Consider the following 17,016-nt stretch of genomic DNA (forward strand, 5'->3'; position numbering starts at 1 on the left):
TGTTCATCCTTTGATCTTCAAGAGGGGGGCAGTGGCCGGCAGCTCATTCAGCGCTGCGCAGGCCTTCCTCACGCACGTCGCGGACACCCTGGCGAGCATCCTGCACGGCTTTCTGGGCCTTGGCCGCCTGGGCCTTGCGCTCGGCGACGCGGGCGTCCCACTCGGCTTGCTCGGCCAGCAGTTTCGCCTGGTCGTATTGCTTGTCATGCATGGCGATCTCGGCCTTCTTGAACTTGTCCTGGGCCGCTTTCATTTCCACTGCCGCGAACTCGGTGCCGCCGGCACTTACCGCCGAATTGACCGCCGATTGGGTCACGGCGTACTGCTCGGAGGGTGGATTGCCGGCGCAACCGGCCAGCACCAGGCTGCTGCCCAGCGCCAGGGCGGCCAGCTTGAGCCCGCGCAGGTGGGTGGAGGTGGGGTGTGCGATGCGGGTCTTCATGAGGGTCAACTCCATGGGGTCACTCCTGTTAACGACGATGTCCGCAATGGGCCTATCGCTGTTTCCTTGTGCCAAGGCGAGCGCGGCAGCGCCTGTGTCTACAAGGTTTGGCCGTGATGGCTATTGGCTGTGACCGAGGCGTTTTTTCAAAGGTTCAGAAAAATTCGCACGCTAACGATATTTTTTTCTGACTAATCAGTCAGCGCGAAAAGGCTGGAACTTTCGGCTGTAGGAGGGGTATCCGAGACCCTCGGGCAGGGCCTCGGTCGAAAAGCGGAGGTCAGTGGCGCTTGTTCTTTTCCAGGCTGCCAAGAGCTTGCAGATGACGCCTGGACAGCGCCAGGAAGCGTGGCGTCGGACCGATATCCTCATATAACGGATCACCTTCCTCATCAGTCGCGATCACTTGCTGGCCCTTGATGTAGGGGAAGCTGGCCTCCAGTTCCTCGAGCGCTGCGGCAACCAGTTCGCCCAGCAGTTCCTCGGGGCTGCGCTTGGGGTACATCTCGATCAGCGCGGCCAGGCGCGCTTCGGCTTCCATGTCCAGATGCAGGACATGGCCGGTGGGGCTCAGGCGGCCGGCGGCATTCTGTTCCCAGTGCTGGGCGAGTTCGCGGATTTTCATGATGACCTCTGTCAAAGCCTTGGAAGGGGCATTGCTTCGGATGACCTTCCTTCACTTTAGTTGCTTTGGTGGTTCGCGGCTTGCCAGCCGAGGCCTGCCATAGGCACTCTTGGGGCCTGCTGTTTCCTGGAGTGGAGAAGCCCGATGAGCGATATCGATCAGCGCCTGCGTGAGGATGTGCATCTGTTGGGGGAACTGCTCGGCGAGACCATTCGCCAGCAGCATGGCGAGGCGTTCCTGCAGAAGATCGAGGACATCCGCCACAGCGCCAAGGCCGACCGGCGCGGGGAGGGCGAGCAGCTCAGCTCCACCCTCGGCGACCTGGCCGAAGACGACCTGCTGCCCGTGGCGCGGGCGTTCAACCAGTTCCTCAACCTGGCCAACATCGCCGAACAGTACCAGTTGATCCATCGTCGCGACGCCGACCAGCCGGAGCCGTTCGAGGCCCGCGTGCTTCCCGAGCTACTGGCGAGGTTGAAGGCGGCCGGGCACGGCAACGATGCCCTGGCCCGGCAACTGGCCAGGCTCGATATCCAGCTGGTGCTCACGGCCCACCCTACTGAGGTGGCTCGCCGCACCTTGATCCAGAAATACGATGCCATCGCCGCGCAACTGGCGGCGCAGGATCACCGCGATCTCATTCCTGCCGAACGCCAGCAAGTGCGCGAGCGCTTGCGCCGGCTGATCGCCGAGGCCTGGCACACCGAAGAGATCCGGCGCACCCGGCCCACGCCGGTGGACGAGGCCAAATGGGGCTTCGCAGTGATCGAGCACTCCTTGTGGCAAGCGGTGCCCAATCACCTGCGCAAGGTCGACAAGGCGCTGTTCGAGGCCACTGGCCTGCGCCTGCCGCTGGAGTCGGCACCGGTGCGCTTCGCTTCGTGGATGGGCGGCGATCGCGATGGCAACCCCAACGTGACGGCTGCCGTCACCCGGGAGGTTCTGCTATTGGCGCGCTGGATGGCGGCCGACCTGTTCCTGCGCGATATCGATTACCTGGCCGCCGAGCTCTCGATGCAGCAGGCCAGCGACGCCCTTCGCGAGCAAGTCGGCGACAGCGCCGAGCCCTACCGCGCGCTGCTCAAGCAACTGCGCGACCGCCTGCGAGCCACCCGCGCCTGGGCCCATGCTTCGCTGGCCGGCCCGCAACCGGCCAGTGCCGCGGTGCTGGTGGACAACCGCGAGCTGATCGCGCCGCTGGAGCTCTGCTACCAGTCGCTGCACGCCTGCGGCATGGGTGTGATCGCCGATGGCCCGTTGCTCGACTGTCTGCGCCGGGCGGTGACCTTCGGGTTGTTCCTGGTGCGCCTGGACGTGCGTCAGGACGCCGCCCGGCACCGCGATGCGTTATCTGAGATCACCGATTACCTGGGCCTCGGGCGCTATGCCGATTGGGACGAAGAGCGCCGCATCGAGTTCCTCCAGCACGAGCTGAAGAACCGCCGGCCATTACTGCCGGCGCACTTCAAGCCGGCTGCCGAGACGGCCGAGGTGCTGGCCACTTGTCGAGAAGTCGCCGCCGCGCCGGCCGCTTCGTTGGGGTCGTATGTGATCTCCATGGCCGGCGCCGCTTCGGATGTGCTGGCCGTGCAACTGCTGCTCAAGGAGGCCGGGCTGACCCGGCCGATGCGCGTGGTGCCGCTGTTCGAGACCTTGGCCGACCTGGACAACGCCGGGCCGGTGATGGAGCGGTTGCTGGGGTTGCCGGGCTATCGCGCCGGATTGCACGGCCCGCAGGAAGTGATGATCGGCTACTCCGACTCGGCCAAGGATGCCGGCACCACGGCGGCAGCGTGGGCCCAGTACCGCGCCCAGGAGAACCTGGTGCGCATTTGCCGTGAGCACCAGGTCGAACTGCTGCTGTTCCATGGCCGTGGTGGCACCGTGGGGCGCGGCGGTGGCCCGGCCCACGCGGCGATCCTGTCGCAGCCGCCAGGCTCGGTGGGCGGTCGTTTCCGCACCACCGAGCAGGGCGAGATGATCCGCTTCAAGTTCGGTCTTCCAGGCATCGCCGAACAGAACCTCAACCTGTACCTCGCCGCAGTGCTGGAGGCGACCTTGCTGCCGCCGCCACCACCTGAACCTGCATGGCGCGCGCTGATGGACCAACTGGCCGCTGACGGCGTGAAGGCCTACCGCGGCGTGGTGCGGGACAACCCGGATTTCGTCGAGTACTTCCGCCAGTCCACCCCGGAGCAGGAGCTCGGGCGCCTGCCGCTGGGCAGCCGCCCGGCAAAGCGTCGGGCCGGTGGGATCGAGAGCCTGCGGGCGATTCCGTGGATCTTCGGCTGGACCCAGACACGCCTGATGCTGCCGGCCTGGCTGGGCTGGGAGACCGCGCTGAACAATGCGCTGGCGCGGGGGCAGGCCGACCTGCTGGCACAGATGCGCGAGCAGTGGCCATTCTTCCGCACCCGCATCGACATGCTCGAGATGGTCCTGGCCAAGGCCGACGCGCAGATCGCCGAGGCCTACGACGAACGTCTGGTGCAACCACGGCTGCTACCGTTGGGCGCTCACCTGCGCGACCTATTGTCGCAGTCGTGCCAGGTGGTGCTGGGCTTGACCGGGCAGCAGGTGCTACTGGCGCACAGCCCGGAAACCCTGGAATTCATCCGCCTGCGCAATACCTACCTGGACCCGCTGCACCGTTTGCAGGCCGAGCTGCTGGCCCGTTCGCGCAGCCGCGAAGCCGCTCTGGACAGCCCGCTGGAGCAGGCCTTGCTGGTCACCGTGGCGGGTATCGCAGCCGGTTTGCGCAACACCGGCTGAATTGCCCGGGAGGCCCGGGCAAGGGTTGTGCCTGCCGCTGTCGGGCAGGGCAGGGATGGCGGGTTGCGCCGGGCGCAACCCGCACCCCGGCAGGCCGCGATTGGCGCGTTCCTGCCACTTTGGGACGCTTGTCGGGGGGGCGGGCGCTGTGTATCTTGAGCAGCCTTTTGACCGATTTTGCGGTCTCGTCCGATTTTCCGGAGTTGGCCTTGTGCGCCGAATCCGTTGATTTGCATAGAAAAATATGAGGAGCACAAGATGCGCGTAATTCTGCTGGGAGCTCCCGGGGCCGGTAAAGGTACTCAGGCAAAGTTCATCACCGAGAAGTTCGGTATTCCCCAGATCTCCACCGGTGACATGCTGCGTGCCGCCGTCAAGGCCGGTACTCCGCTTGGCCTGGAACTCAAGAAAGTCATGGATGCCGGCCAGCTGGTCTCCGACGAGCTGATCATCAGCCTGGTCAAGGAGCGCATCGCCCAGCCGGATTGCGCCAAAGGCTGCCTGTTCGACGGCTTCCCGCGCACCATCCCGCAAGCTGAAGCCATGGTCGCCGCCGGTGTCGACATCGACGCCGTGGTCGAGATCGCCGTGGACGACGAAGAAATCGTCGGCCGCATGGCGGGCCGCCGTGTACACCTGGCTTCGGGCCGCACCTACCACATCGTCTATAACCCGCCGAAAGTCGAAGGCAAGGACGATGTCACCGGTGAAGAGCTGATCCAGCGTGACGACGACCGGGAAGAAACCGTGCGTCATCGCCTGTCGGTCTACCACAGCCAGACCAAACCGCTGGTGGATTTCTACCAGAAGCTGTCGGCCGCGAACGCCGGCAAGCCGAAGTACAGCCACATCGAAGGTGTCGGTTCGGTCGAGTCGATCACCGCCAAGGTGCTGGCAGCCCTGAGCTGATCCAACACCGTGCGTCACGACGGCCCGCTTGCGGGCCGTTGTCGTTTATACTGCCGCTCTTTTTCCCCTGTCGCTTGGATACCGCGTTCGATGACCACCCTGCTGGCCCTGGATACCGCCACCGAAGCCTGTTCCGTTGCCCTGCTGCATGACGGCAAGGTGACCAGTCACTACGAGGTCATCCCGCGTATGCATGCGCAGAAGCTGCTGCCGATGATCAAGCAGTTGTTGGCTGACGCTGGTGTGCCATTGAGCGCCGTCGATGCCATCGCCTTTGGTCGTGGGCCAGGTGCTTTCACCGGCGTGCGCATCGCCATCGGCGTGGTCCAGGGGCTGGCCTTCGCCCTGGAGCGTCCGGTGTTGCCGGTATCGAACCTGGCCGCCCTGGCCCAGGGCGCGTTGCGCGAGCGTGGCGTGCAGCAGGTGGCGGCGGCCATCGATGCGCGCATGGACGAGGTGTACTGGGGTTGCTACCAGGCGCAGCAGGGCGAGATGCGCCTGATCGGCCAGGAAATGGTGCTGCCACCGGAGCGCGTGGTGCTGCCGGAAGGTTTGGGTGGCGAGTGGTTCGGCGCAGGCACCGGCTGGGGCTACGCCGAGCGTCTGGCGGCGCAAGTCGGCGCCAGCGATGCGGCGGCATTGCCCAACGCCCTGGATATCCTCAGCCTGGCCACCGGCGCCTGGAACCGAGGCGAGGCCGTCGCCGCCGAGCAGGCGCAACCGGTGTACCTGCGCGATAATGTAGCTACGCCCAAGGCGCGCTGAGGCATTTCGTCGGCTATCGCCGTTCGAGATAAAACCTTTTGCGCGAACTGTGGTCCAGTTATCAGTTCGGGCATTAGCGATGGATCCCTGATGCTGCTAAATTGCCATCATTGATCCTGAGTGCCCAGTCCATGCGTATCGACGGCTTTTCCTCGCATAGCTACCCCATCAAGCGCGCACCGCGCAAGGCGTCGGTGCGTGATGAAGCCGTCGATGAGGCCGATGCCGAGATCATCGACGAAGTCGAGGTCCAGGTGGCCCGTAGCAAAAGCCGTGGCAGCAACCTGCCAGCCCGCCAGCAGGACCTGATCTTCCCCCGTGCCCGTGACCGGCGCACTTCCACCGCCCTGGCCAGCTATCTCACCACTGCGGGCTTCACCGACTGGGAGATGGAAGTGCTGGGGCTGGACCTGTACATTTGATGGATGACACCATCACCCCTCCCTTACTACCTCGGTTGTCCGTCCTGGAGCGAAAACGCCTGGCGCGATTACCTGTACCCCACCGATTCCCGCCCCACTGAATTTCTTGGCCTGTACAGCCAGGTGTTCAATGCCGTTGAAGGCAACACCACCTTCTATGCCCGTCCTGCGCCCGCCACGGTGGAGCGCTGGGCCCAGGTCATGCCGCCCGGATTTCGATTTACCGCCAAGTTTCCCGGCGATGTCAGTCATGGGGGTGATCTGCGTGCCCAGCTCGATTCGGCTATCGACTTCACTCGCCTGATGGCGCCGCTGGGGGAGCGGGTATCACCTTACTGGCTGCAGTTGCCCGCGCAGTTCGGTCCGGCGCGCATGGGTGAACTGGCCCATTTTCTCGACGAGATCGGCGTGCCGGTGGCCGTGGAGGTACGCAACGATGCGTTCTTCGCCCGGGGTGAGGAAGAGCGCCAGCTCAACCGGTTGCTGCATGACCGCGGGGTTGAACGTATCTGCCTGGACCCACGGGCCCTGTTCAGCTGCACTTCGCGTGACCCCGGTGTGCTGCATGCCCAGTCCAAGAAGCCCAAGGTACCGCCGCGCCCTTGCGCCTTCAGCCTGCACCCGCAGGTGCGCTTCATCGGCCACCCCGAGCTGGCCGCCAACGATACCTTCCTCACCCCCTGGGTCGACAAGGTCGCGGCCTGGATCGAGGAGGGTCGTAGCCCATACATGTTCCTGCATACTTCGGACAACCGCCTGGCCGCCGCCCTGGCCCAGCACTTTCATCAGCGCCTGATGGTGCGCTTGCCTGGGTTGGCCGGGTTGCCGGAATTGCCTCGCGCTCCAGAGGTCGAACAACTAGGGCTACTCTGACCACACTGTTCATTTGCCGGAGGTTGGACCATGGATGTGCAAACCCTGCGAGCCGAGGCCTTCAAGGCGTTGCATGAGCGTGAGGGCGCGTTCGTCATCCCCAACCCGTGGGATGCCGGCTCCGCCAAGCTGCTGGCGAGCCTGGGCTTCGAGGCGCTGGCCAGTACCAGCGCGGGCCTGGCGTTCAGCCTGGGGCGGCCGGATGCGGAAGGCGCCCTGACCCTTGATGAAACCCTCGCGAACGCCCAGTCGATTGTCGACGCCACGCCTTTGCCAGTGGCCGCGGACCTGGAGAATGGCTTCGCCGACCTGCCCGAAGACTGCGCCCAGGCCATTTTGCGCGCCGCCGGGGTGGGCCTGGTTGGCGGTTCGATCGAGGATGCCAGCGGCCGTAGCGATGTGCCCATCTACGACTTCGAGCTTTCCGTCGCCCGGGTGCGCGCAGCGGTGCAGGCCGCACGCAGCCTGCCATTCCCTTTCACCCTCTGTGCCCGCGCTGAAAACCTGTTGCATGGGCGCCTGTACCTGGATGACACCATCAAGCGCTTGCAGGCGTATGCCGAAGCTGGCGCCGATGTGCTGTACGCCCCTGGCCTGCGCAGCGTCGATGAAATCCGCGCGGTGGTCCAGGCGGTGGCGCCGAAGCCGGTGAATGTGCTGATGGGCATGCCGGGTGTGGCGCTGAGCGTGAATCAATTGCAGGACCTGGGGGTACGGCGCATCAGCGTGGGGTCGTCACTGGCGCGCGCCGCATTGGGTGCTTTCCAGCGGGCGGCGCAGGAAATCCGCGAGCAGGGTACGTTTACCTATGGTGAGCAGACCTTGCCGTTCGCCGAGCTCAATGGGCTGTTTCGTCGTTAAAGCCAGTGCGTTCAAGGTGCTCGCCGTTAGAGTTGCAGTGCTCTGGCGATCGAGCGCCGCCCGCGCGGCGCATCGCGGATGAATCCGCTCCTACGTTTGTTTCGGTCCAGCCATGCCTGGGAGTGCACCGGTGTTCGCCTTGTTGGCAACACGCGGTTTATCGGCTGGCGCTACCGCCGCCCCGCCTCATTCAAGCCATGCGCCAAGGCTGGCAACCATGGCCTGACAGGTGCGGCACGTTGCAACAGATGTAGGAGCGGATTCATCCGCGATGCGCCGCGCGGGCGGCGCTCGATCTCGAGACCGCTGCAAGGCCATCGCCAAGCGCCTCGCCGCCACCACTGATCAATAACCTTGTGGCCAAACACCTAAAACGGGCTGGTGGTTGAGAGCGCTCAGGCCTGCACGCGAACGTTGTTGAGAACCACCGGGCGCGCCCAGTGGGTATCGAACTCCAGTTCGTTCTGCTGCTTGGCGAGGGTGGGCGCGTCGAAGGGTTCCGGTGCCGGGTCGAGCAGGTTCATCTCGAACTCGGCGATCGGCAGGAACAAGGGGCGGGGCGAGGGGGCCGGGCCAGGCTCGGGAAGGGGGTGGCCCTGGCTCATCACTAGCGGGCGCAACCAGCTGTTGTTCAGGTCGAGCTGGCGCTGCTGTTCGATCAGTTCAACCGTGCTGTAGGGCTCCGCAGCGGGCTCCAGCAGGTTGGCTTCGAGCTCCGCCTTGGGCAGGAACAGGGGCTCGGGTGGTGTCACCTCGGTGTCCTGCACCGGCAGGGCGCGCTGGGCGTCGATCAAGGCCAGGGCCTTGGCGCCGCCGATGGGTTCGCCGCTTTGCTGGTCGTACTGCACCAACGCCAGGTTGAAATCGTCGGTTGCGGCACCTTGCTGCTCGGCCATGGCGCGGGCAAAGAAATCCTGCCACAGGTGGCTGACGCCACCCAGTGCCTGGGTATTCTGCCGACCGTAGTTGCCGACAGGCGACAGGTAGGTCAAGCCGATGGGGAGAGTATCTGACATGGCAGTCGCGCGCGTTGTGCTCTGGCAGAATAGCGGATACTGCGTGTATCGGCCGTGGCCGGGGTTTCATTAATTTTTTCGAGTGCGGGAACGGATGGCAGAGCAAGAACAGGGCACAGGTATCAGGGTCGAGGCGTTGGCCCCCGAGTTCCAGGCGCAGGCCCAGGCTTGGGCGCAGCGGCTGGGCTTGCCGATGATCGACGACGAGGCCGGCTTTGCCGTGCAGGTCGGCGTCGATGGCCTGCAGGTCCAGCAGTTGGGGCCACAGGCGCCCGGGCCGGTGCGGGTGGACTTCGTCGAGGGGCAGGCGGCGCATCGGCGGCTGTACGGCGGCGGCAGCGGGCAGATGATCGCCAAGGCGGTCGGTATCGCCCAGGGTGTTCGGCCGCAGGTACTGGATGCGACTGCGGGGCTTGGCAAGGATGCGTTCGTGCTGGCCAGCCTGGGCTGCCAGATGACGCTGATCGAGCGCCAGCCATTGATTGCCGCGCTGCTTGAGGATGGGTTGGCGCGGGCGCGGGGTGATCTTGAAGTGGGTGGGATTGTCGAGCGCATGCGCTTGCTGACGGGCAATGCCATCGAGCGGATGCGGGCCTGGGAGGGGGAGGCGCCGCAAGTGATCTACCTCGATCCGATGTTCCCGCATCGGGACAAGAGTGCCCTGGTGAAGAAGGAGATGCGGGTGTTCAGGCCCTTGGTCGGAGATGACCTGGATGCGCCTGCCTTGCTTGAGGCGGCCCTGGCGTTGGCGTCGCACCGGGTGGTGGTCAAGCGGCCGCGCAAGGCGCCGATCATCGAGGGGGTGAAGCCGAGTCACAGCCTGGAGGGGAAATCGAGTCGGTACGATATCTATCCCAAGAAGGCGCTGAAGGGGTAATTCGCCCTTTTGGCCGGCTCTTTCAAGGTGTTCGACCGTCGAGTTGCGGCGCCGAACATCTGAAAGTCCCGGCCAAACCCAACCTCAAACCAGCACCCGCGACCCTGCCACCGCCACCACCAACAGCCCGATCGCCAGGTTGACCCCCACCATCCGCCTAATCCGCCCCAGGACCCCGGCCCCCAACGCCCAATCCTCAGCCTGCACAGCGGCCCGCAACTCCGGCAGCAGCAACGACTGGATCCGCATGAACAAGGCGAACATCACGATCCCGCCACCGATCATCACCTGCACGTACCGGGGCGCCGTCTCGAAGCCGGCAAAGCGCAGATGAATCATGCCCACTCCGCTGACAGCCAGCACCGCAACCGCCAGCCAGACCCATCTGAAGAACCGCTGGAAAACTTCCACCCACAACCGCAGGCGCGCCGGCCCTTCGAGGGCGGCAACCGTGGCTGGGCGCAGCACCAGCCAGGCGAAGAACATACCGCCGACCCAGACCAGGGCGGCAAGCAAGTGCAGGGTGTAGGGCAGGGCAAAGGCGAGCATCGGGATCTCCATGCGGCACAAAGGGCAATAGCGGGGTATGATAGCCGGCCCATGCGAAACACTGAAAATATATCCAGCCCTCCGGGCGCCTGCAGACCATGATCAGCAACGAACTCAAAGCCACCATCCAGGGCGCCTACTCGCGTTTCCTCGAAGCCAAAAGCCTCAAGCCACGCTACGGCCAGCGCCTGATGATCGCCGAAGTCGCCAAGGTGCTCGGTGACATCGCCTGCGACGACGAAGGGCGCCGCGCCGGCGAGCCCGCCGTGGTGGCGGTGGAGGCCGGTACCGGTACCGGCAAGACGGTCGCCTACAGCCTGGCCGCGATTCCCGCCGCCAAGGCCGCCGGCAAGCGCCTGGTGATCGCCACCGCGACCGTGGCCCTGCAGGAACAGATCGTGTTCAAGGACCTGCCCGACCTGATGCGTAACAGCGGGCTGAACTTCAGCTTCGCCCTGGCCAAGGGGCGGGGGCGTTACCTGTGCCTCTCCAAGCTCGACATCCTGCTGCAGGAAGGCCACGCGCAGTCGGCCACCGCCCAGCTGTTCGAGGAGGAAGGCTTTCACATCGAGGTCGACGAGCGCAGCCAGAAGCTGTTCAACAGCATGATCGAGAAGCTCGCCGGTAATCGTTGGGACGGCGACCGCGACAGCTGGTCCGAAGCCATCGAGGATCAGGACTGGGCACGCCTGACCACCGACCACAGCCAGTGCACCGGCCGACACTGCCCGAATTTCCAGCAGTGCGTGTTCTACAAGGCTCGCGAAGGCATGGGCAAGGTCGATGTGATCGTCACCAACCACGACATGGTCCTGGCCGACCTCGCCCTTGGCGGCGGTGCCGTGCTGCCCGACCCGCGCGACACGATGTATGTGTTCGACGAAGGCCACCACCTGCCAGACAAGGCCATAGGCCACTTCGCCCATTATTCGCGCCTGCGCTCCACCGCCGACTGGCTGGAACAGACCGCCAAGAACCTCACCAAGCTGCTGGCCCAGCACCCGCTGCCGGGCGATCTGGGCCGGTACATCGAGCAGGTGCCGGAGCTGGCCCGCGAAGTGCGCACGCAACAGCAGTTCATGTTCACCCTTTGCGAGCAGGTCGCCGACTTCCGCGCCGGCGAGGACATGGAGGGGCGTGATCGCCCACGTTACCGCTTCGAAGGCGGCGTGGTGCCCGAGCAGATCCGCGAAGTCGGTATCGAGCTGAAAAAGGGGTTCGCCCGCCTCAACGACCTGTTCACGCGCCTGGCCGACCTGCTCAAGGAAGGCATGGATGGCGAGAACAATATCGGCATCGCCAGTCACCAGGCCGAAGAGTGGTACCCGCTGTTCGGCAGCCTCGTGACCCGAGCCCAGGGCAACTGGGAGCTGTGGACCGCCTTCACCGCCGAAGACCCGGAAGACAGCCCGCCCATGGCCCGCTGGCTAACCCTGGCTGAGTCCGGCGCACTGTTCGATATCGAGGTCAATGCCAGTCCGATCCTCGCCGCCGAAATGCTGCGCAAGAGCCTGTGGAACGTTGCCCACGGCGCCTTGGTCACCTCGGCTACGCTCACCGCCCTGGGCAAGTTCGACCGTTTCCGCATGCGTTCGGGCCTGCCCCGCGACGCGGTCACCTGCGTGGTGCCCAGCCCGTTCGTGCATGGTGACGCCGGCCTGCTGCGAGTGCCCGACCTCGGCGCCGACCCGCGGGACGCCACCGCCCACACGGCGGCGATCATTCGTGAACTGCCGACCATCGTCGAGGAGGCCCGTGGCGCGCTGGTGCTGTTCTCTTCGCGCAAACAGATGCAGGATGTGTTCGACGGCCTGGACCGTGACTGGCGCAAGCTGGTGCTGATCCAGGGCAATCTCTCCAAGCAGGAGACGCTCAACAAGCACAAGGCGCGGGTCGACGACGGCCAGCACAGCGTGCTGTTCGGTCTCGCCAGCTTCGCCGAAGGGGTCGACCTGCCCGGTGCCTATTGCGAGCACGTGGTCATCGCCAAGATTCCCTTCGCCGTGCCCGACGACCCGGTCGAGGCGGCCCTGGCCGAGTGGATCGAGGCCCGGGGTGGCAACCCGTTCATGGAGATCGCGGTGCCCGATGCCTCGCTGCGCCTGATCCAGGCCTGCGGCCGCCTGCTGCGCACCGAGCAGGACCGTGGCGTCATCACCTTGCTCGACCGGCGCCTGGTCACCCAGCGCTACGGCAAGGCTATCCTCAATGCACTCCCGCCCTTCCGGCGGGAAATCAGCTGACTGCCGGAGTATTGCGCCCCGGCACGTTGTCAAAGTCCGGTCGTGAGCCCAGCAGGGCTCTGAAGGAGAGCAACCGCCCCATGATTCGCCGTACCCTGCCTGCCTTGCTAACCCTGTTGTTCAGTGCCCCTTCGCTGGCCGGGCAACAGACGCTGTTCAGTTTTGTCCGCCCTGCCTCGGTCGTGAACGTAACCACTCAAGATGCCGGGATGCCGCAGTACAACGCGGAACAAACAGCCGAAGGCGAGGCGTTGCGGCGCGTGGTGTTCAATCCGGTGGCGCAACCGACGTTGCGCCTGAGCCCCCAGGTCGGTGCCTGGGACTGGACCAGCGTCCAGGCCCTCACGCTACGCCTGCAAAGCGCCATGGACTGGGCCCTGACCGTCGATGTGACCGTGCAGAGCAGCGACGGTCGCACGCTCAGCAGCCGCATCGACCTGCCGGCGGGGCCTGCGCAGACCGTGATGATTCCGCTCAAGGCCAGTTCGCCGCTGAGCCAGGGGATGCGTGCCGGGCCTCCGATGCCCTGGGCCTTCGAAGGGCAGCGCCTGCTGCTGACCAGCAGCACGGGGGAAGCCGATCTCAAGCAGGTCACCTCGCTCAGCCTGACCATCCCCAACCCCAAGGTGGCCCAGAGCCTGCTGATCGAAAAGGTCGGTTTGCAGGACGACGACTTGGCATTCAAGGCGGCCTACAGCGAGTTGATCGACGTCTACGGCCAGTCCACCCGAGCGCGGTGGCCAGAGAAGATCGCCAGCGACGATCAGCTCAAGGCGGCCGGCAACCGTGAACAATCCGTGCTCAAGCGCTGGCTGGCCGAGCGGGACAAGCAGGGTCTGGACCCTTATGGCGGTCTGCTGGCAGGGCAGGCGTTCGAGGCCAAGGGATTTTTCCGCGCCGAAAAGCGCGAAGGGCGCTGGTACCTGGTCACCCCTGACGGCCACCCATTCTACTCGCTGGGGGTCAATGCCGTGGCCGCCGACGGTGGCCGCACCTACGTGGCGGGGCGTGAAGGCATGTTCAAGGCCTTGCCAGGGGAGGGCGACGCATTTGCTGCTTACTATGGCGAGGGCAACAACGACGATGGCAATGCCTCGTCGCAGGGGCGCAACTTCAAGCAGGGGCGCTGGTTCGACTTCTATGCGGCCAATCTGCAACGCACCCATGGCCAGCCCTGTGTTCCAGGCGCCCAATGCCCGCCTCTGGCTTTCGATGCGCAACGCTGGCAGGGACATACCCTCGACCGCCTGCAGGCTTGGGGCTTCAATACCCTCGGCAACTGGAGCGACGCGGCCTTCACCCAGGTCAAGCGTATGCCCTACACCCTGCCGCTGGCGATCGTTGGTGATTACGCCAGTATCAGCACCGGCATGGATTGGTGGGGGCGCATGCCCGACCCATTCGACCCACGCTTTGCCATGGCCACCGAGCGTGCCGTGGCCATCGCCGCCCGTGACCACCGTGACGACCCCTGGCTGATCGGCTACTTCGCCGACAACGAACTGGCCTGGGCCGCGCCGGGCGAAGATCCCAAAGCCCGCTATGGCCTGGCATATGGCACCTTGCGCCTGACCACCGACGTGCCCGCCAAGCGCGCTTTCCTCAAACAGTTGCGCGACAAGTACCGCAACCAGGAAGGGTTGTCCAAGGCCTGGGGCATCGAACTGACGGCCTGGGAACTGATGGAAGACCCGGGTTTCGAGGCCCCGCTGCCCAACCCGGAGCATCCGGAAATCGAGCGTGACTACCAGTACTTCCAGCAGGTGTTCGCCGAAACCTACTTCAAGACCATCTCCGATGCGCTGAAATGGCATGCACCCAACCACATGCTCCTGGGTGGTCGCTATGCGGTGAGCACGCCCGAAGCGGTCAAGGCCTGCGCCGAGTTCTGCGATGTGCTGAGTTTCAACTTCTATACCCTCAAGCCCGAGGACGGCTACGACTTCGCACGCCTGGCCGAGTTGGACAAGCCGGTGCTGGTCTCGGAGTTCCAGTTCGGTTCTCGTGATCGTGGCCCGTTCTGGCCAGGCCCGGTGGAGGTTGCCCGTGAAGAGGACCGTGGGCTGGCCTACGCCAACTTCCTCAAGGCTGCCCTGGCCCAGCCGATGATCGTGGGTGCGCATTGGTTCCAGTACCTCGACCAACCCGCCAGTGGCCGTCTGCTCGATGGCGAGAATGGCCACCTGGGGCTGGTGGCCATTACCGACGTGGCTTATCCGGGGTTTGTCGAGGCGGTACGCCGGAGCAACCTGCAGGCCATCGGTCAGTTGCGCGACACGCTGGACAAACCCAGCCACTGAACGAGTCCGGGGGTGTCACGCCCTCGGATTGTCGACTTTTCTTCATGACCATCCAGCCACATTCAGTTTGCAAAACGGCCAACTGCTGAAACAATGCACGCTTTTGCACGTTAGGTCGTACGGAGAGCAGTCGGGTGCAGATCCAGGGTCACTATGAGCTGAAGTTCGAGGCGGTGCGCGATGCCTTCGCCGCGTTGTTCGAGGATCCCCAGGAGCGTGGTGCGGCCTTGTGCATCCAGGTCGGCGGGGAAACCGTGGTCGACCTGTGGGCCGGCAGCGCCGACAAGGACGGCCGCGAGGCTTGGCACAGCGACACCATCGCCAACCTGTTTTCCTGCACCAAGACCTTCGCCGCCGTCACTGCCCTGCAACTGGTGGGTGAGGGCAAGCTGGCCCTCGACGCCCCCGTGGCCCGCTACTGGCCGGAGTTCGCCCAGGCTGGCAAAGAGACCATCACCCTGCGCCAACTGCTCAGCCACCGTGCTGGCCTGCCGGCGATTCGCGAGTTGCTGCCGGCCGAAGCGCTGTATGACTGGCAGGCGATGGTCGATGCCCTGGCCGCAGAGACCCCCTGGTGGACGCCTGGCACCGAGCATGGCTACGCCGCCATCACCTACGGTTGGTTGATCGGCGAGCTGATCCGCCGCGCCGATGGCCGTGGCCCGGGCGAGTCCATCGTGGCCCGCACCGCCCGGCCGTTGGGGCTGGACTTCCATATCGGCCTGGCAGACGAAGAATTTCATCGCGTGGCGCACATCGCCCGCGGCAAGGGCAACCCAGGCGACGCTGCGGCACAACGTTTGCTGCAGGTGACGATGCGCGAGCCCGAGGCACTGTCGACCCGTGCCTTCACCAACCCGCCGGCCATCCTGACCAGCACCAACAAGCCGGAATGGCGGCGCATGCAGCAACCCGCAGCCAATGGCCATGGCAATGCGCGCAGCCTGGCGGGTTTCTACGCCGGTTTGCTCGATGGCAGCCTGCTGGAATCCGATCTGCTCGACGAACTGACCCGCGAACACAGCCTGGGCCAGGACCGTACCTTGCTGACCCAGACGCGTTTCGGCCTGGGCTGCATGCTCGACCAGCCCGACGTGGCGAATGCCACATTCGGCCTCGGTGGCCGCGCCTTCGGTCACCCGGGCGCGGGTGGCTCGGTCGGGTTCGCCGACCCTGAACATGACGTGGCCTTCGGCTTTGTCACCAACACGCTTGGCCCTTACGTGCTGATGGACCCGCGCGCCCAACAACTGGTGCATATCCTTGGCAGTTGCCTTTGATCGGGTAATGCGGGTATTGCCCGGGCCCTTTGACTATCCTCAATGCCAACGCCTGATGCGTGTGGGCAAAATTTCTTTCAATTTCATGGTGTATCGCTGATGTCTTCACATAAAACCTTAGCACTTGCCCTGTGCCTGACCATGACCGGCTGTGCCAGCCACTCCCAGGACGCATCCAAGGAAAGCAGCCTGAGCTGGTGGCCCTTCGGTTCCGACAAGGTCGCCGAACAGGAAGTGAAGGCCGCCGTCACCGAGAACGTGGCCAAGGCTGATGCCAAGTCCGAGAGCAGCAGCCGCTGGTGGTGGCCGTTTGGTTCCGAGGAGAAGAAACCGGCGGCCGCGGCCGTACCGAAGATCGACCAGAAGGCCACCCAAGCCTGGCTCGACCAGTACGAGCCCAAGGTGCGTGAAGCCATCAAGGGCAGCAAGCTCGAGCTCGAGCGCCGCGAAGATGTGCTGGCGGTGACCATCCCGGTGGACAGCGCGTACAACCCGGACCGCCCGAACATGCTGCTGCCGATCACCCTTGGTCCGATCACCCAGGTGGCCAAGGTCATTGAAACCGATACCAAAACAGCCGTGCTGATCCTCGGCCATGGCGACAGCAGCGGCGCCACCGCGGCCAACCAGAAGCTCAGCCTCGAGCGCGCCGCTTCGGTGTCGGCAATCTTCCGCCTCAGCGGCCTGCAGCGTGATCGCCTGATGCTCAAGGGCATGGGTTCGGTGATGCCACGTGCCGCCAACGACAGCGCCGAGGGCCGTGCCCTGAACCGTCGCGTCGAAATGCTGCTGACCCCACAGAACACCATGGTCGCCCTGTTGGCCAAGTACCAGCAGGCGGCTCCGGCCCCAGCTCCGGCGTCGATGGTTGCCACCCAGGAAACCAAGGCACCCGTGGCCGCCAAGCCAGCCGCCAAGCCAGCCGTGAAGAAACCTGCTGCCAAGGCCAAGGCGCCGGCCAAGGCCAGCACCGCCGCGAAGAAGAAAGCCGCTCCGGCCAAGCCAGCCGCGAAGAAGGCCGCCACCGACAAGAAAGTCGCCGCCAACAGCCCTGCGAAGACCAACTGATCGTCAAGGAAACG

General features: G+C 65.0%; 15 protein-coding genes. 11 read left to right on the forward strand and 4 right to left on the reverse strand.

The features are described 5' to 3' along the window. Window positions 1-43: 43 nt before the first annotated feature. Both JYG34_RS05900 and JYG34_RS05905 read right to left on the reverse strand, forming a co-directional pair. A complete protein-coding gene (locus JYG34_RS05900) occupies window positions 44-457 on the reverse strand; it encodes a DUF4398 domain-containing protein (protein WP_213659858.1) in 414 nt (137 codons plus the stop codon). Between the two features lie 265 nt (window positions 458-722). Further along, window positions 723-1,067, reverse strand: a complete 345-nt coding sequence (locus JYG34_RS05905) for a hypothetical protein (RefSeq protein ID WP_011532572.1) — start codon at window positions 1,065-1,067, stop codon at window positions 723-725. Between the two features lie 144 nt (window positions 1,068-1,211). Between JYG34_RS05905 and ppc the strand changes: the two genes are divergently transcribed. The 6 genes from ppc to JYG34_RS05935 all read left to right on the forward strand — a co-directional run bounded on the left by ppc (window position 1,212) and on the right by JYG34_RS05935 (window position 7,669). Beyond that, the gene (gene ppc / locus JYG34_RS05910) at window positions 1,212-3,839 is read left to right on the forward strand and encodes a phosphoenolpyruvate carboxylase (protein WP_213659859.1); all 2,628 of its coding nucleotides are present in this window, start codon (window positions 1,212-1,214) and stop codon (window positions 3,837-3,839) included. A 258-nt stretch (window positions 3,840-4,097) separates the two neighbouring features. Next, a complete protein-coding gene (adk, locus tag JYG34_RS05915; RefSeq protein WP_213659860.1) occupies window positions 4,098-4,748 on the forward strand; it encodes an adenylate kinase in 651 nt (216 codons plus the stop codon). 90 nt (window positions 4,749-4,838) lie between these two features. After that, window positions 4,839-5,513, forward strand: coding sequence for a tRNA (adenosine(37)-N6)-threonylcarbamoyltransferase complex dimerization subunit type 1 TsaB (gene tsaB / locus JYG34_RS05920; protein ID WP_213659861.1), 675 nt, complete (start codon window positions 4,839-4,841; stop codon window positions 5,511-5,513). A 131-nt stretch (window positions 5,514-5,644) separates the two neighbouring features. Beyond that, window positions 5,645-5,935, forward strand: a complete 291-nt coding sequence (locus tag JYG34_RS05925; protein WP_213659862.1) for a hypothetical protein — start codon at window positions 5,645-5,647, stop codon at window positions 5,933-5,935. A 3-nt stretch (window positions 5,936-5,938) separates the two neighbouring features. Then, window positions 5,939-6,808 (forward strand): DUF72 domain-containing protein, encoded by an 870-nt coding sequence (locus JYG34_RS05930; RefSeq protein ID WP_213659863.1) that lies wholly within the window; start codon window positions 5,939-5,941, stop codon window positions 6,806-6,808. Window positions 6,809-6,838: 30 nt separating this feature from the next. Next, entirely contained in the window at window positions 6,839-7,669 is an 831-nt protein-coding gene (locus JYG34_RS05935; RefSeq protein WP_213659864.1) for an isocitrate lyase/PEP mutase family protein, read from the forward strand. Window positions 7,670-8,064: 395 nt separating this feature from the next. On the opposite strand, the gene JYG34_RS05940 is transcribed toward JYG34_RS05935, so the two are convergent. Next, window positions 8,065-8,685 carry an energy transducer TonB gene (locus tag JYG34_RS05940; RefSeq protein WP_213659865.1) on the reverse strand — a complete coding sequence of 207 codons (621 nt, stop codon included), beginning with the start codon at window positions 8,683-8,685 and terminating at the stop codon, window positions 8,065-8,067. A gap of 94 nt (window positions 8,686-8,779) precedes the next feature. Here JYG34_RS05940 and JYG34_RS05945 point away from each other — a divergent pair, with 94 nt between their 5' ends. After that, window positions 8,780-9,562, forward strand: coding sequence for a class I SAM-dependent methyltransferase (locus JYG34_RS05945; RefSeq protein WP_213659866.1), 783 nt, complete (start codon window positions 8,780-8,782; stop codon window positions 9,560-9,562). Window positions 9,563-9,646: 84 nt separating this feature from the next. On the opposite strand, the gene JYG34_RS05950 is transcribed toward JYG34_RS05945, so the two are convergent. Next, window positions 9,647-10,111 carry a CopD family protein gene (locus tag JYG34_RS05950; RefSeq protein ID WP_213659867.1) on the reverse strand — a complete coding sequence of 155 codons (465 nt, stop codon included), beginning with the start codon at window positions 10,109-10,111 and terminating at the stop codon, window positions 9,647-9,649. A 98-nt stretch (window positions 10,112-10,209) separates the two neighbouring features. On the opposite strand from JYG34_RS05950, the gene dinG reads away from it, so the two are divergent. The 4 genes from dinG (at window position 10,210) to JYG34_RS05970 (ending at window position 17,002) form a co-directional block, all read left to right on the forward strand. Next, a complete protein-coding gene (gene dinG / locus JYG34_RS05955; protein WP_213659868.1) occupies window positions 10,210-12,354 on the forward strand; it encodes an ATP-dependent DNA helicase DinG in 2,145 nt (714 codons plus the stop codon). Window positions 12,355-12,434: 80 nt separating this feature from the next. After that, the gene (locus tag JYG34_RS05960; RefSeq protein ID WP_213659869.1) at window positions 12,435-14,654 is read left to right on the forward strand and encodes a beta-galactosidase; all 2,220 of its coding nucleotides are present in this window, start codon (window positions 12,435-12,437) and stop codon (window positions 14,652-14,654) included. Between the two features lie 134 nt (window positions 14,655-14,788). After that, the gene (locus tag JYG34_RS05965) at window positions 14,789-15,934 is read left to right on the forward strand and encodes a serine hydrolase domain-containing protein (RefSeq protein ID WP_213659870.1); all 1,146 of its coding nucleotides are present in this window, start codon (window positions 14,789-14,791) and stop codon (window positions 15,932-15,934) included. Window positions 15,935-16,033: 99 nt separating this feature from the next. Beyond that, window positions 16,034-17,002 carry an OmpA family protein gene (locus JYG34_RS05970; RefSeq protein WP_213659871.1) on the forward strand — a complete coding sequence of 323 codons (969 nt, stop codon included), beginning with the start codon at window positions 16,034-16,036 and terminating at the stop codon, window positions 17,000-17,002. Window positions 17,003-17,016 lie beyond the last annotated feature (14 nt).

Origin of the sequence: Pseudomonas entomophila (genome assembly GCF_018417595.1) — a bacterium.
Taxonomy (GTDB): domain Bacteria; phylum Pseudomonadota; class Gammaproteobacteria; order Pseudomonadales; family Pseudomonadaceae; genus Aquipseudomonas; species Aquipseudomonas entomophila_C.

What these genes read in the sequence shown, in the direction of transcription:
- JYG34_RS05900 (WP_213659858.1), bottom strand. Translation starts at nt 457, where the DNA reads ATGGAGTTGACCCTCATGAAGACCCGCATCGCACACCCCACCTCCACC.
- JYG34_RS05905 (WP_011532572.1), bottom strand. Translation starts at nt 1,067, where the DNA reads ATGAAAATCCGCGAACTCGCCCAGCACTGGGAACAGAATGCCGCCGGC.
- ppc (WP_213659859.1), top strand. Translation starts at nt 1,212, where the DNA reads ATGAGCGATATCGATCAGCGCCTGCGTGAGGATGTGCATCTGTTGGGG.
- adk (WP_213659860.1), top strand. Translation starts at nt 4,098, where the DNA reads ATGCGCGTAATTCTGCTGGGAGCTCCCGGGGCCGGTAAAGGTACTCAG.
- tsaB (WP_213659861.1), top strand. Translation starts at nt 4,839, where the DNA reads ATGACCACCCTGCTGGCCCTGGATACCGCCACCGAAGCCTGTTCCGTT.
- JYG34_RS05925 (WP_213659862.1), top strand. Translation starts at nt 5,645, where the DNA reads ATGCGTATCGACGGCTTTTCCTCGCATAGCTACCCCATCAAGCGCGCA.
- JYG34_RS05930 (WP_213659863.1), top strand. Translation starts at nt 5,939, where the DNA reads ATGACACCATCACCCCTCCCTTACTACCTCGGTTGTCCGTCCTGGAGC.
- JYG34_RS05935 (WP_213659864.1), top strand. Translation starts at nt 6,839, where the DNA reads ATGGATGTGCAAACCCTGCGAGCCGAGGCCTTCAAGGCGTTGCATGAG.
- JYG34_RS05940 (WP_213659865.1), bottom strand. Translation starts at nt 8,685, where the DNA reads ATGTCAGATACTCTCCCCATCGGCTTGACCTACCTGTCGCCTGTCGGC.
- JYG34_RS05945 (WP_213659866.1), top strand. Translation starts at nt 8,780, where the DNA reads ATGGCAGAGCAAGAACAGGGCACAGGTATCAGGGTCGAGGCGTTGGCC.
- JYG34_RS05950 (WP_213659867.1), bottom strand. Translation starts at nt 10,111, where the DNA reads ATGCTCGCCTTTGCCCTGCCCTACACCCTGCACTTGCTTGCCGCCCTG.
- dinG (WP_213659868.1), top strand. Translation starts at nt 10,210, where the DNA reads ATGATCAGCAACGAACTCAAAGCCACCATCCAGGGCGCCTACTCGCGT.
- JYG34_RS05960 (WP_213659869.1), top strand. Translation starts at nt 12,435, where the DNA reads ATGATTCGCCGTACCCTGCCTGCCTTGCTAACCCTGTTGTTCAGTGCC.
- JYG34_RS05970 (WP_213659871.1), top strand. Translation starts at nt 16,034, where the DNA reads ATGTCTTCACATAAAACCTTAGCACTTGCCCTGTGCCTGACCATGACC.